The following is a 13,461-nucleotide window of genomic DNA, read 5'->3' on the forward strand; positions in this document are numbered from 1 at the left end:
GGCAAAGTTGCAAAGTTGCCGGAAAAACCTTGCGCTCAACCGGCAGATGTAATCGGGCCGCCGGCTGAACCCGTAGTAAAGCGGCGCCGTTAGTACTCAAAGCAGGCGGCTACATCCCGGCTGCGGCAACCCAATGCGTATTGTGTGGAGTGTTTTTCTGCTGCTGGTAGTGGCCATTGTAGGCAGCTGGCTGTATCAGCGGCAACCGGCAGTTGTTGCTCCGGCAGCGGTGGAAATGGCCCCCGTGCAGGCCGTAGCCGACCGGCCTGCCGCCACCGCAACGGCTTATTTCATTGCCAAGCCACCCCGCAAACCCGTGGTAGTAGCCTCCACTGCCCGCGCCGACAGCCTTGTGCGGTTTGCGCTTCGTCAGCTGGGCACCAATTACCTCTACGCCGGCATTTCTCCCGAAACCGGCTTCGACTGCTCGGGATTTGTAAGTTACGTGTTCGGGCACTATGGCATTGCTGTGCCCCATTCCACGGCGCTACTGATTTCGACGGGGCGGGAAGTTCCGCGCGCCGAGGCCCGACCAGGAGATATTGTGGTGTTCACGGGCACAGCCGCTACCTCTACTACCCCGGGTCACGCCGGTATTGTATTGTCGAAGCTTGGAGAGCCCATCCGGTTCGTGCACTCATCCTCGGCCCGCCGCGAATCGGGCGTTAAAATCAGCGAAGTGGAAAACACGGACTACGAGCGGCGCTTTATGGCCATTCGCCGGGTGCTGCAGTAGGTACATAGTTCTCTTTCTGAATGGTTGAATGACTGCCTGGGCGAATAGCACGAAGCAACCAGTCAGCCATTCCCAATAAAAGAACGATGCCCGGCTTGCCTGTGCAGTTCCTACGGGAGGGCTGCTGGGCAAACCGGGCATCTAATCCTTCAAATCTTACCAAGCGGCGAGTCTGGGGTACAGCCCCGTCATCTGCTCCCTGGGGAGGGTAAGACCTTGCCAGAATGCGGGAGCCAACCAAAGTTGAGCGGGCTCCGCGCGAAAGCTGTTGTTAAGCGCGTCCGGCGGTGAGGCGGACTACATTCGACAGGCTTGGCAGGATTTGTTTGGGACTACTAGACATTGTGTACCTCCTTTCTTTACGTTCGACATCTCTCCGACCGCGCTTCCCAGCACCTTAGGGCCACTTGGCCGGAGCCGTAGTACTCACTACTGGTTGGTAAAGTTAAAAACGCAATTGAAGGTTCAAAACGAAATAGCCTTTTTTTAGAGCTGCAGTACAATTTTACTTCCAGCAAGCTGAGGATCAGCACCTTTTTTTCGGGTGAATTACGAGCCGGAGAAGTTGGTCCCAAACTTGCCAACGGCTGTTTAAAGAAAGCTGACCCGGCTGGCTTGCTATCCAGCCAAGTTTGTCTATATTTTCCCCCAAAACCCCACATTTCCCATTCTCATGAAAAAAGTACTCTTCCTCTGTCTGGCCCTGGTGCTGGGCTTGTCCTCCCTGGCATCAGCGCAGAAACTCTCTCCTCTGGGCGTCTGGACCAATGAGGAGAAAAAGGCCACTTTCGAAATTTACCAGTGTGGCAACAAGCTCTGCGGTAAGATTGTGAGCCTGACCGTGCCCAACGACCCCAAAACCGGCAAACCCAAAACCGACAGCCAGAACCCTGACCCCAAGCTGCGCAACCGTACCCGCTTGGGGCTCGTGTTCATGCAGGGCTTCGAGTACGACGACGACAACAAGTGGGATGATGGCAAAATTTACGACCCGGAAAGCGGTAAAACATATTCCTGCTACATGAAGATGAATAGCGCCAACTCAATGGAAGTGAAAGGCTATATCGGCTTCTCCCTCATTGGTCGCTCCCAGAGCTGGACGCGGGTAAAATAACCTGGCAACATTTTTCTAGCTGATTTCGTAGCGACGCTCTCCCCGGGCGTCGCTATTTTTTTGCCCAGGTCGGTCAGAAGTTTATCGTACCAGCAGCCCGTCATCGAGTCGTGAAAAAAGCCCTGTTTTACTTGCTTGTTTGGCTGGGAGCCACGTTAACGGTGGCCGCGCAGCAACTCTCCCCCGTGGGCACCTGGGCCGATGACCGGAGTGAAACCCACGTGGAACTCTACCGCTGCGGCGCCGAGCTTTGCGGGCGGCTGGTATGGCTGCGCAGCCCCAACACGCCCACCGGGCAGCCCCAGACGGACCTGCACAACCCCGACCCAGCCCGCCGAAACCAGCCGCTCCTGGGCCTCATCATCATGCAGCACTTCCGCTACGCCGACGATGAACGCTGGACCTACGGCAGTATCTACGACCCCAGCAACGGGCGCACGTATTCCTGCTACCTACGCATGCTGCAGAAAGACGTGCTGGAAGTTAAAGGCTACATCGGCTTCCCGTTTATCGGCAGTGCCCACCGCTGGAAACGTGTGCAGTAGGTCGGCTGCCTCAGAAAACCTCCTCAATAGTATACTGCTGCCCCCGGAACGAAAATGTGTCGCCGACGCGGTGGCTGGCCATTGCCAGGAAAAGCGGCGAAAAGGCCGACATGGCGCAGTATTTCTGCCCGTCCAATTCGATTTCGCCCAGGCTGATGGCAATAAAATAGGTGTAGCGGTTGGTAACCACCACCGACCCCGGCCCCATAGTGCCACCCACCCCGAAACGGTCGGGCAGGCGCTGCAGCAACTGCAGCTCCCGTTGGGCTTCCTCCAGGCGCCGGGCAAACAGCTCGCGCTGAATGTGGCAGGCCTCCCGAAACGATTCAAACTTGTCTTCGCCGGAAGCGGGCTGTTCGTTGGCGCTTTCCTGCACCTGCTCCATAGCCTGCCGGGCATGATGTACTTTTTGCTGCTGCAGCTGCAGACATTCCGCCAGCAGGGCCTGTTTCAGCTGCTGCCGGGAGAGTACGGTTGTTGCCATAAAAACTTCCTCAGGAAAAAGTTGAAGAAGTTCAAACGGGTGCCGCTGCCGGAGGTTGCAGCTTACGGGCAGAAACTATTTGGCTCACCCGGTGTTTCTGCGCTACACAACGTCTTACCCCTTGCTGCGTTTTCTGCACCGTCTTTTTTCTCCTGCGGCCGCCTGCTCCTGGCAGCCGCTCCGGCGCACGGCCCGCGCCGAGCGGCGTCATGCCCAGTGGGTAGCAGAGCGGGTGTACCTGAACTGGCTGGGTCCGTATTTCAAAGCCTACCATTACCGCAAAGCCCAGTTGAACGCGGGCGGGCTGCGCGTGCAGCTGCTGCAGGAAGAAGGCCGCCAGGGCGCGGTGCTGTTCTACGACCCGTCCATTGGGCCGGGTAATTTCCGTCACCTGTTCGATTACATTGCCGAGCAAACCATAGCGCTGGGCTACAACGCCTCCACTTCCGACCAGCGCACCCTGCGCCACCCGCAGTACACGGAGACGATTCTCAAGCACTTTCTGAAGCCCCTACCCCGCAGCTGTACCCACACCGGCCGCTGCCAGCAGTTTTACGGCACAGTGACGGTAGATCTGGTGCTGATTAATGGCCAGCCCGGCTTTATCCGGTTTTTCAGCAACCCTTTTCATGACGACATCTTTACCAAGCCCCGAACCTTTGAAGAACTGCTGGACAGAATATTCAACCAGCCCCCGGCCGACGAAACCGCCCAGCAGTACCGCCTGCGCTACACCCAAGCCTAACGCCAACGGCCGACACTACACAGGGTAGTGCCGGCCGTTGGCGTTAGAAGCGGCAGCACCAGCTTAGCGCCGCACAAACCGGGCGTGGCGCGTCTGGCTGCGGCCTTCCGTCGTGAGTTCCACCTGATACAGGCCCGGCGCCAGCGCCTGGGTGTTAGAGTGGCGGCCGTAGCCGACACTTCCTGGCGCAGCACCGTACGGCCCAGCATATCGGTAATTACAGCCTGCCAGCGGCCGGCCGGCAGCGCACCGAGGTGCAGGGCCGCCTCGCACGGGTTGGGAAATACCTGCACGGGCAGCGCAGTGCCCGCCGGGCGGACAGCCAGCACCAGCCCGTCGTTGCGGGTTACGGTGCCGGCACCGTTTAGAATCCACTGGGAGGGGTCCAGGGTAATTGCGGTTACCGTGCCTGCAACGGGCACACTGAACTCGCTCACGGGCTGGCCCTGGTGAAGGCGCACCGTTTGAGCGCCCGTAGTGGTGGTAATGCGGTAGTCCAGGTCCGTATCGAAGAATGGGGTGACGTTGGGCATCGACACGGTTTCGGTGGTACGCAACTGCAGGGTGTTGCCGGCCTGTTTCCACTCCACGTTGAAGGTGGGGTAGCCTTCGCCCGCGTACCACTGGTCGAAGAAACTCGTGAGTGAGCGGCCGGCCTGCTGTTCAAATATGCGCTGCAGATCGGGGGTGCGGGCCGTGCTGTTGGCGTAGGTGGTCTGGTACGTGCGCAACGCCTGGAAGAACTTGGTATCGTCGTTTAGCAGGTAGCGCAGCATATGCACCACGGCGGCTCCTTTCTTGTAGCTCAGGCGTGAGCTGAAAATACGACCGGAATTGGTGGTATCGGCAGGAGGTACGCGCACGCTGCCATTTGGTGCCGACATAGCCCTGGCGTGCGCGTCGTCCAGCCAAATGAGGGCATCACCGGGCCGAAATTTTTGCAAGGACAGGTACTCACCGTAAGAGGCGAAGCTCTCATTAAGCCAGATATCTTCCCAGGAAGCACAGGTCACGTTGTTGCCAAACCACTGGTGGAATAACTCGTGCGCCGTGAGGGTGAAGCCAAAGCTACTTTGCGTCGTCATCGTCTGGTGCTCCATACCGCCGCCAATAGGCGCCATCGAGTGCCCGTATTTTTCATCAGCGAACGGGTAGTCGACAATCAGCGTCGAGAAATTTTCGAGAAAGCCGGGCGTATAATCAATATCGACTTTATTGGCGGCCAGAAACCCCTGGTTGTACACGTAGTTCACGATAGGCACCTGCCGCCCATTGCTCAGCCGGGCATAATTCGTGTACTCCACGTAGGGCGAAACGGCCACCGAAATCAGGTAGTAGGCAATGGGATGGCGCGACTTCCACTCGTAGCGGTGCTTGGTGGCCGAAATGCTGGTAACGGCCTGCAGCACACCATTGGAGCCCACCTTGTTGATTTTGTCGGTGGTTACCCACACGTCGGAGGAGTCGGCTTTGTCGGTGAGCACCTGCTTGCACGGAAACCACTCGTAGGCGCCAAATGGCTCACTCAGGCTCCAGGTTACGTTGGTATTGGCCGGACTCAGGCGGGTGTCTAGGGCATTGCTGGCCAATACCTGCATAGTAGTATTGGGCGCGGTGCCGTGGTAGTAGATGCGCGCATCGAACAGGGCGTCGGGCGCTACGGCAGCGGCCAGCGTGGCCGTCACGTCTCCGTCGGCGCGGCTGATAGCGGTAACCTTGCGCCGATCCACGACCATCGAGTCAATTACGTAGGTGGAAAACAGCTCGAAAGCCAACGACTCCAGCCTGGCTTTGCCGTTGCGGGCCTTTATCCACACGTGGCCAGCCACCGCGCGGGAGTTGTTTTCCAGGGCCAGATCGAGCTTGTAGTATTTCACGTCGTAGCGGTCCATCTGCTGGCGATGCGCCACAGTGGTTGCGGGCTGCCGCAGGGACTGACGGATGTGGGCTTCGGCGCAGGGCTCAGCCGGGGCAAAGTACTCGGTAGGGCGGGCCGTAGTGGCCGGCAGTTGCGCCAGGGCGACCGGCGCGGGCAGCAGGGCAGCCAACCAAAGCAGTAGTTTTCGGGTCATCGCAAGCAAAGTGAGTAGCGGATGGGAATTACCGCCCAAAATACACACTATCGACCACTCATAACCCGGCCGGCAAATGAGGCAGGCTGCCGGGAACCATGTATCTTGTACCCCTCTCGCCCTAAGTTTTTTTCCGGCATGGCCCGACTTCTATTCCTGCTATTTTTCTGCGGCCTGCTCCTGAGTGCGGAGCGCAGCCAGGCCACCCACATTGTAGGGGGCGAAATGGGGATGCAGCACCTGCGCGACAGCACCTACGCGCTGAACCTGATTGTGTATTTCGACGGCGTAACCGGCGACCCGGGCGCCCTGGATGGCAGCCTAACGGCCGCTATCTACGAGAAAGGCACCAACCGCTTTGTGGAAGACGTGGTGCTGCCGCTCCAGCAAAACACGCTGGTAGACTACTCCGACCCCGCCTGCTCCAGTGCCCGGCTCGTAACCCGTCGTCTGGTGTACACGCGCAACTTGGTGCTGCGCCGAATGCAGTACCGCAGCCCGGCCGGCTACTATGCCGTAGTGGAGCGGTGCTGCCGCAACCGGGGCATTGCCAATATTCAGAACCCCGGGGGGCCGGGCAGGCTTTTCTGGTGGAGTTCCCGGCGGTGGTGCAGGCCAATGGGCAGGCATTCCGCAATTCCAGCCCCAGTTTGTTTCCGCCCCTCAGCGACTACGCCTGCCAGGGTGAGCTGTTTTACTATGATTTCGGCGGCCAGGACCCCGACGGCGACCAGCTGGTGTATGAGCTGGTTACGCCGCTTAACGGCCACAGCACTACATCAGACTCCAAGCCCGACCGACCGGCCTCCGCTCCTTACTCTTCCGTCCGCTGGCGTGCCGATTTAAGTGTGTCTCAACAGATACCCGGCAAGCCCACCCTCCGCATTGGGGCCCAGACGGGCCGCCTGGAGGTGCTGCCCACGGAGCTGGGGCTGTTTGTTTTCGGCATCAAGTGCTCGGAGTACCGCAATGGGGTGAAAATCGGAGAAGTGCGCCGCGACTTTCAAATGCTGGTCATCAACTGCGCACGCAACCAGAAGCCCCAGCTGCAGGTAGAAGCCAAAGGCAACTCCCTGCCCCACGCCCCCACGGGTACGCTGGCGTTTGCCGCCGGCGAGGCCCGCTGCTTTCAGTTGCGGTTTACCGACCCCGATGCCGCTTCCCGCCTCAAGCTTTATCTGCGGGCCGTCAATTTTGAGGCGGCTATGCCCGTTCCCAGCATTACCACGGGCACCGTGCGCTCGGCCGGCAACCCCGATGTGCTGGTTTCCACCGTGTGCTTTCCCGATTGCTTCGACACGCAGGGAAAAACCTATGAGCTGGAATTTATTGTGGCCGACAACGGGTGCAGCCTCCCGAAACGCGACACCGTTCGGGTAGCCTTCACGGCCACGGCTCCACCCGATTTGCCACCATCCATCAGCACCACGGCCCAGCTTCCCCTGCGCGTACGGCCCGGCGAGGCAGTCAACTTTGAAGTTATCGGCCAGGACCCCGACGGCAACGCCCTGACCATGACCATGCGCGGCCTGGGCTTTGACGCGCCTTCGCTGAGCTCTACCCTCACCATGCGCCCCACTACGGCTACCGAGCGGCGGGCCGACTTTGCCTGGACTGTGCCCTGCGCTGCCATTGACCGGGGCCTGCACGAGTTTGAGTTTCTGGTTACCTCCAGCAACGAATGCAACCCCGCCCAGACGCAGCGGGTAGTGGTGCCCATTCAGGTGGAGTATGAAAACGCGGCGCCCTTGCTGCAAACCAGCTTTTCGGAAGCGTCACCGGCCCCCAATGCCCCACCCATCCTTATCACCCTGCCCATGGGCGGGGTGTACGAAGCTACCCTGGCCGGCACCGACGCCGACCCGAATGAGCTTACCCTGACGGCCGCCGGCAAGGAAATAGACCTGGCGATGGTGGGCATGACGTTTACCCACCAGGATGGCCTGGGCAAAGCCGCCGGCACGTTCCGCTGGGACGCCAATTGTGAGGCCCTGCAGCGCCAGCCGCTGGAGGTAACATTTACGCTGCAGGAAAGTACCTGCCGGCCTCAGCCCCGGCAGCAAACCGTGCGCTTTGCCGTGCTGCTGCCCGAAACGCCGGCTTTCCTGCCTCCTAATATCTTCACCCCCAACACCGACAGCAAGAATGCCCGCTTTGAGCTGGCCAGCGTGCTGCCGCCCGAGTACTGCACCCAGCGTTTCGGCGACATCAAAATCTTCAACCGCTGGGGTACGCAGGTGTACCGCTCCACCAACCGCAGCTTCAGCTGGGACGGCGGCGGCCTACCCGAGGGGGTGTACTACTACCTGATTGAGTACAGCAACCGGGAGAAGTTCAAGGGCACCATTACCATTGCTCGCTGAGCTTCGCCACTACAGTCTATGACGAAAAAGCCCCGGTTGCTACCAAAGCGGCCGGGGCTTTCCTGAAGAAAATAAAACCACTGCTTTTTAGTAAAAAAACAGGAACAACGCGAACATCACCACCCACAGACCGTCGATGAAATGCCAGTAGACACTCAGCATGCGCAGCTGCATGCGGCGGTACGGATTTCGGATGAAAAACAGACTCCGAATACCGTCACGGCTGGCGTGATGGGTGCGCCAGAGCAGCGCCATCAGAAACAGGACGCCCCCCAGCAAATGCACCACGTGCAAAGCCGAAAGCAGGTAGATGTACGTGGCGCTGGCCTTGCCCGTGAGCGTGACAGCACCGCTCAACAAACTACCATCCAGCAGTAGCTGCTTCCAGCCCACCACCTGCAGGCCAGAAAACAGCAGCCCCAGCAGCAGGGTGGCGCTCAGGCAGCGCACCAAACCCGGCAGATCATCGGAGCGGTACAGGCGGTTGGCCTGACTGAGGGTATAGCTGCTGATGAGCAGCACAATGGTGCTCAGCGAAAACACCTGAGGCAGGGTGTATAGGCCCAGTGGTACGCCGTTGCGCAGGCGGGTATACAAGTAAGCCCCCAACAATACCACAAACAGGATGCCCACCGCGCCCACACTCAGGTACACCATGAGCAGGAGCGGCGGCACGCGCTCCATGCGGGCAAAGCCGGAAGCCGGCTGCCCGGCTCCTATAGTATTGAAACGCTGCTTATCGGGCTGATCGGGGCTCATGGTGGGGCAAGGCGGGGTACAGGGAATAAACCCGACCAGCCAGCGTTTTGATTCAAGACAAAACCTTTTTTGCCAGCGTGGGCTCACCTTCCAAGGTACGCAAAAAACCAGCCGGCAGCTATGGTATTTTTTGGTTATTAGCTACGAAAAAACGAGCCTATTTTACCCATCACCGCGTTGAGGGTAATCTTGGGGCTGCGGCCCGTGCCAAACGTCACGTAGGTTTTGCCGGCTACCCGCAAATCCAGCACCAGCCCCAGGCGCAACGCCAGCATATTCAACTGCTGCAGGGCGTTGGGCGTGCCGGGTGGCTTGGGCGCTTTCGGCGCCTTGGTTTTGTCGTCGGCCGTCAGCTCATCCAGCACCCGCTGGCTGGGAATGTTCACGATGAGGTAGGCCCCCGAAGCGGCTATCTGGATATCGTCGCGGCCGCGGGAAATAACCAGCCGGGCTTCGATGTCGAGGCCCTTAGCCAAGTTGCGCGGGTTTGGGCGCGGCGGGCTGAGCGGGAGCCGGCGGGTTTTCGCCGCGGGTGCGGATGCGCACCGAGCCGTTGATGCGCCAGGTGCTGGCCGGGCCCTGGGGGTTTTGGGCATTGGGTACCTGTACTTCCATCTGGTCGAAGGTGCAGCCGAGCTCTACGCCGCCCGAAAGTTTAGAAAGTAAGGAAGCGGCCATATCGGCCCAGTTTGCGGAAGACTCTGCCATAATGAGGAGGAAAAACGGGGTGGAACGGCCAAGCCGAAGCAGCCGGGGCGCAAACTAGCGCCTCTGCCCGGCAAACGCAACCAGGCCGGCGGAAGTTGTGGCCTGCGGTGGAGCTTTATCCAAATACCCTGGTTTGCGTATGTGGGGCTGCCCGGCCTGGCCGGGGCTTCTTCATTGATTTTCCTTATGCACTTCTCCCCTGCCTCTTTTTCTCTGCTGACCGGTACGGCCTTCGCTCTGGCCGGCCTGGGCAGCTGCACCTCCACGGCCAGCTCTGCCCGCCCCGAATCGGGCGCGGCCGTTGCTCCGTCGGCACCCGTAGCGGCTGCGCCGGCCGCTTCCCCGGCTTCTCCGCCCGATTGTGCTCATCCGTTCGGGCTAACTTCCAGCGGCGAGCTGCTTTACACCCTCACCGATGCCAACGGCAAGCCCCTGGGTGAGCTGCGCCAACGGGTAGTAGGTTTCGGCGAAGAAGCGAATAAGAAAGGCACCATTAAAACCACCACGGTCCTGCTCAAGAGTGGCCGCTACGATGCGGCAGGCAAGCTCATTCATCAGCAGGATCTGACGTTCCGCTGCCGGCAGGATACGGCTTTCACCGACGGCATGGTAGAAATGGAGTTCGACAACCTCCGCTCTTTTCGCGACCGGTACTTCACTGATGTACCTACTCCCCTGGCCTGGCCGCACCAGCCCGCAGCCGGCTCCCGCCTGCCCTCCGGCGGCGTGGTAACCGACGTGCGCAGCTCGGCCGTGGACATTGCCAAAGTATCAACCCAGCTGCAGAACCGCCGCGTGGTGAGTGGCCCCCAGGACGTGACGGTGCCGGCCGGCACGTTTGCCTGCTACAAAATAGAAGCCGAGCGCGAAGCCGTGGTGCAGCCCAAGCCCGACATCGTTCGGCGCACCTCCCAGCGGGTAATCGACTTCTACAGCCCCGGCGTGGGCGTGGTGCGCACGGAGGTATACGACAAGAACAACAAGCTACAGAGCACTAGTGTGCTGACGCGGCGCACGCCGTAGGGTGGCGCGGCAGCTGCTTTTCCGCTAACTTGCTGCCCGTCATCAGTTCACTGACTGCTCGCTATGAGATACGCTTCCCTTTTTGCCGCCGGCCTGCTGCTGGCTTCCTGCCAGTCGGAGCCCACGTCCAAGGCCCCGGATACGGCTGCCGCCCCGGCCACGCCAGCGGCTGCCCAGCCGGCCAAGCCCGACAATGCCTTCGGCGAAACCATTAGCTCCGACGGGGCCATAGCGGTGGCGGAGCTGCCCAAGCTGCTGGGCGCCCGCGACTCAGCCCGGGTGAAACTGGTGGGTACCACTGAGGCCGTGTGCCAAGCCAAAGGCTGCTGGCTGACCATGCAGCTGCCCCAAGACCAGACCATGCGCGTACGGTTTCGGGACTACGCCTTCTTCGTTCCCAAAGACATAGCCGGCAAAACCGTAGTGGTGGAAGGCTGGGCCCACCGTCGCGAAGTACCCGTGGATGAGCTCCAGCACTATGCCAAAGACGGCGGCAAATCGGCCAAGGAAATTGCGGCTATTACCAAGCCCGAAACCCAGCTCAGCTTCATGGCCGACGGAGTGCTGGTGCAATAGGTTGCTATGGCTTTCTGGCTGAATGGTTGACGCCTTTGAGCCCCTACCAGATAATACAAAGGCTTCCTGCAGGGGAAGCCTTCTTTTTGGGCTGGTAGCCGCCCATTCCCGAACTTGCGACTTCGAACCACCCGGCCTTGCCTTTCCCTTAATATGCCCGACCTGAGCCAGATCCAGCAGCAGATAGCTGCCCTCACGACCCGCTTGCACCACCTCAACTACCAGTACTACCAGAACGACGTGTCCGAGGTGTCGGACCAGGAGTTTGACGCCTTGCTGCGCGAGCTGCAGGAGCTGGAGCGCCAGCACCCCGAGCTGGCGCTGCCCAACTCGCCCACCCAGCGCGTGGGCGGCACCATCACCAAGCAGTTCCCCACGGTAGAGCACCGCTTTCCCATGCTTAGCCTGGCCAATACCTACTCCGAAGCTGATCTGCGGGAGTTTGATGAGCGGGTGCGCCGGGGCCTGGAAGGCGCCACCTACCAGTATGTGTGTGAGCTGAAGTTCGACGGGGTGGCCATGAGCCTTACCTACGAAGATGGCCAGCTCACGCGCGGCGTCACGCGGGGTGACGGTACCCGCGGCGACATGGTAACCAGCAACGTGCGCACCATTAACACCCTGCCTCTGCACCTGCGCCCCGTGCCCGGCCAGCCCCAGGATTTTGAGGTGCGCGGTGAAATCTTTATGCCGCTGTCGGTCTTCAATGACCTGAATCTGGAGCGCGAGCAAAACGGGGAAGCGTTGCTGGCCAACCCACGCAACGCCGCCTCGGGCACCCTCAAGCTCCAGGACTCGGCCCAGGTAGCCGCGCGCCGCCTGCGCTTCTATGCCTACAGCTACCTCAGCCCCCGCCGCACCGATTTCCCCTCACACAGCGCCGCCCTGGCCGCCCTCAAGAGCTGGGGCCTGCCCGTATCGGACACTTGGCGCCTGTGCGGCTCCATTGAGGAGGTGCTGGCCTTCATTCATCAGTGGGAAAAAGCGCGGTTTGACTTGCCGGTGGCTACTGATGGCATCGTGATAAAGGTGGATGATCTGCAGCAGCAGGAAGTCCTGGGCTTCACGTCCAAAAGTCCGCGCTGGGCCATTGCCTATAAGTACCCCGCCGAGGCCGCCCGCTCTCAACTCCTGGGCATCCAGTACCAGGTAGGACGTACCGGAGCCGTTACGCCGGTAGCCCTGCTCACGCCCGTGCCCCTGGCGGGTACCATCGTCAAGCGGGCATCCGTACACAACGCCAACCAGATTGCGGCTCTCGACTTACGGGTGGGCGACACGGTGTTTGTAGAGAAAGGCGGCGAAATCATTCCCAAGATTACGGGCGTGGACGTAGCGGCCCGGCCTGCCCACGCTGAGCCTGTCATCTACCCCACCGAGTGTCCGGCCTGCGGCACGCCATTGGTGCGGCCCGAGGGCGAGGCCCACTTCCGCTGCCCCAACGACCGGGGCTGCCCGCCTCAATTGAAGGCCAAGCTGGAGCACTACGTTTCGCGCAAGGCCCTGAACATCGACGGATTGGGCGCCGAAACCGTAGGCCGTTTCTTTGACCTGGGCTTGGTGACGGACGCGGCCTCGCTCTATGACCTGCCGGCCAAAGCTGCCGAGTTGGCGCAGCTGGAGCGCCTGGGCGAGAAATCGGTGCAGCGGCTGGTGGCCGGGCTGGAACAGAGCCGGCAGGTGCCTTTCGACCGGGTGCTTTACGGGCTGGGCATCCGCTACGTGGGCGAAACCGTGGCCGAAAAGCTGGCTCACCACTACCGCACCATTGACGCGCTGGCGGCGGCCTCGGGGGGTGAGCTAGGAGCCGTACCCGAGGTAGGCGGTGTCATTGCCGAATCGGTGGCGGCGTGGTTTGCCCAGCCCGAAAACCGGGACCTGATTGAGCGCATGCGGGCGGCCGGGGTGCAGCTGGCCCTCACCGGCGAAGTGCCCCAGGCCAAGAGCGACCGGCTGGCCGGCCTCACCTTCGTGCTCTCGGGCGTGTTTGCCGAGCACAGTCGGGAGGAGCTGCAGGAGCTGATTCAGCTGCATGGGGGCAAAATCACGGGTTCCATCAGCAAGAAGCTTTCCTTCCTGGTAGCCGGCGACAAAATGGGGCCCGCCAAGCGCGAAAAAGCCACTGAGTTGAAAGTGCCCATCATTTCCGAAGCCGAGCTGCTGGCCATGCTGCCCACGGGCGAGGAACCCGTTGCTTCAGCTACGGCTTCTGAACTCACGGACACCCTCACGCAGAGCGCAGAAGACGCGCCAAACAACGAAGCGCTGCCATCGGCCGGCACCAACGGGCAAATTTCGCTGTTTTAGGTTTTTGCCCACATCATCGCAGTCTTTGG

At 60.7% G+C, this 13,461-nt stretch carries 14 protein-coding genes; 9 read left to right on the forward strand and 5 right to left on the reverse strand.

Features of this window, described 5'->3' with window-relative positions; all coding sequences use genetic code 11:
- The first annotated feature begins 142 nt into the window (after positions 1–142).
- The 3 genes from LRS06_RS00330 (at position 143) to LRS06_RS00340 (ending at position 2,395) form a co-directional block, all read left to right on the forward strand.
- Entirely contained in the window at positions 143–736 is a 594-nt protein-coding gene (locus tag LRS06_RS00330) for a C40 family peptidase (protein ID WP_257869635.1), read from the forward strand.
- A gap of 673 nt (positions 737–1,409) precedes the next feature.
- A complete protein-coding gene (locus LRS06_RS00335) occupies positions 1,410–1,850 on the forward strand; it encodes a DUF2147 domain-containing protein (protein ID WP_257869636.1) in 441 nt (146 codons plus the stop codon).
- Between the two features lie 110 nt (positions 1,851–1,960).
- Complete coding sequence (locus LRS06_RS00340; RefSeq protein WP_257869637.1) at positions 1,961–2,395, forward strand: DUF2147 domain-containing protein; 435 nt, start codon at positions 1,961–1,963, stop codon at positions 2,393–2,395.
- Positions 2,396–2,405: 10 nt separating this feature from the next.
- On the opposite strand, the gene LRS06_RS00345 is transcribed toward LRS06_RS00340, so the two are convergent.
- A complete protein-coding gene (locus LRS06_RS00345) occupies positions 2,406–2,879 on the reverse strand; it encodes a hypothetical protein (RefSeq protein ID WP_196954527.1) in 474 nt (157 codons plus the stop codon).
- A 91-nt stretch (positions 2,880–2,970) separates the two neighbouring features.
- Here LRS06_RS00345 and LRS06_RS00350 point away from each other — a divergent pair, with 91 nt between their 5' ends.
- Complete coding sequence (locus LRS06_RS00350) at positions 2,971–3,624, forward strand: hypothetical protein (protein ID WP_257869638.1); 654 nt, start codon at positions 2,971–2,973, stop codon at positions 3,622–3,624.
- Here the strand turns inward: LRS06_RS00350 and LRS06_RS00355 are convergent.
- On the reverse strand, positions 3,621–5,696 hold the full coding sequence (locus tag LRS06_RS00355; RefSeq protein WP_257869639.1) for a M1 family metallopeptidase: 2,076 nt from the start codon (positions 5,694–5,696) through the stop codon (positions 3,621–3,623). The two genes, LRS06_RS00350 and LRS06_RS00355, sit on opposite strands and share 4 nt — an antisense overlap.
- Before the next feature lie 138 nt (positions 5,697–5,834).
- On the opposite strand from LRS06_RS00355, the gene LRS06_RS00360 reads away from it, so the two are divergent.
- Both LRS06_RS00360 and LRS06_RS00365 read left to right on the forward strand, forming a co-directional pair.
- The gene (locus LRS06_RS00360) at positions 5,835–6,542 is read left to right on the forward strand and encodes a hypothetical protein (RefSeq protein WP_257869640.1); all 708 of its coding nucleotides are present in this window, start codon (positions 5,835–5,837) and stop codon (positions 6,540–6,542) included.
- A 1,073-nt stretch (positions 6,543–7,615) separates the two neighbouring features.
- Positions 7,616–8,059, forward strand: a complete 444-nt coding sequence (locus tag LRS06_RS00365) for a gliding motility-associated C-terminal domain-containing protein (protein WP_257873350.1) — start codon at positions 7,616–7,618, stop codon at positions 8,057–8,059.
- 87 nt (positions 8,060–8,146) lie between these two features.
- Here the strand turns inward: LRS06_RS00365 and LRS06_RS00370 are convergent, their stop codons facing one another.
- The 3 genes from LRS06_RS00370 to LRS06_RS00380 all read right to left on the reverse strand — a co-directional run bounded on the left by LRS06_RS00370 (position 8,147) and on the right by LRS06_RS00380 (position 9,526).
- Positions 8,147–8,818 (reverse strand): cytochrome c oxidase subunit III, encoded by a 672-nt coding sequence (locus tag LRS06_RS00370; RefSeq protein WP_257869641.1) that lies wholly within the window; start codon positions 8,816–8,818, stop codon positions 8,147–8,149.
- A gap of 137 nt (positions 8,819–8,955) precedes the next feature.
- Complete coding sequence (locus LRS06_RS00375) at positions 8,956–9,294, reverse strand: hypothetical protein (RefSeq protein ID WP_257869642.1); 339 nt, start codon at positions 9,292–9,294, stop codon at positions 8,956–8,958.
- Entirely contained in the window at positions 9,287–9,526 is a 240-nt protein-coding gene (locus LRS06_RS00380) for a hypothetical protein (RefSeq protein ID WP_196954533.1), read from the reverse strand. The genes LRS06_RS00375 and LRS06_RS00380 overlap by 8 nt, the downstream gene beginning before the upstream one ends.
- 186 nt (positions 9,527–9,712) lie before the next feature.
- On the opposite strand from LRS06_RS00380, the gene LRS06_RS00385 reads away from it, so the two are divergent.
- The 3 genes from LRS06_RS00385 to ligA all read left to right on the forward strand — a co-directional run bounded on the left by LRS06_RS00385 (position 9,713) and on the right by ligA (position 13,432).
- Entirely contained in the window at positions 9,713–10,549 is an 837-nt protein-coding gene (locus LRS06_RS00385) for a hypothetical protein (RefSeq protein ID WP_257869643.1), read from the forward strand.
- Positions 10,550–10,612: 63 nt separating this feature from the next.
- A complete protein-coding gene (locus tag LRS06_RS00390; protein ID WP_257869644.1) occupies positions 10,613–11,125 on the forward strand; it encodes a DUF4920 domain-containing protein in 513 nt (170 codons plus the stop codon).
- A gap of 153 nt (positions 11,126–11,278) precedes the next feature.
- Entirely contained in the window at positions 11,279–13,432 is a 2,154-nt protein-coding gene (gene ligA, locus LRS06_RS00395; RefSeq protein ID WP_257869645.1) for an NAD-dependent DNA ligase LigA, read from the forward strand.
- The last annotated feature ends 29 nt before the right edge of the window (positions 13,433–13,461 follow it).

It is taken from the genome of Hymenobacter sp. J193, from assembly GCF_024700075.1.
GTDB lineage: Bacteria > Bacteroidota > Bacteroidia > Cytophagales > Hymenobacteraceae > Hymenobacter.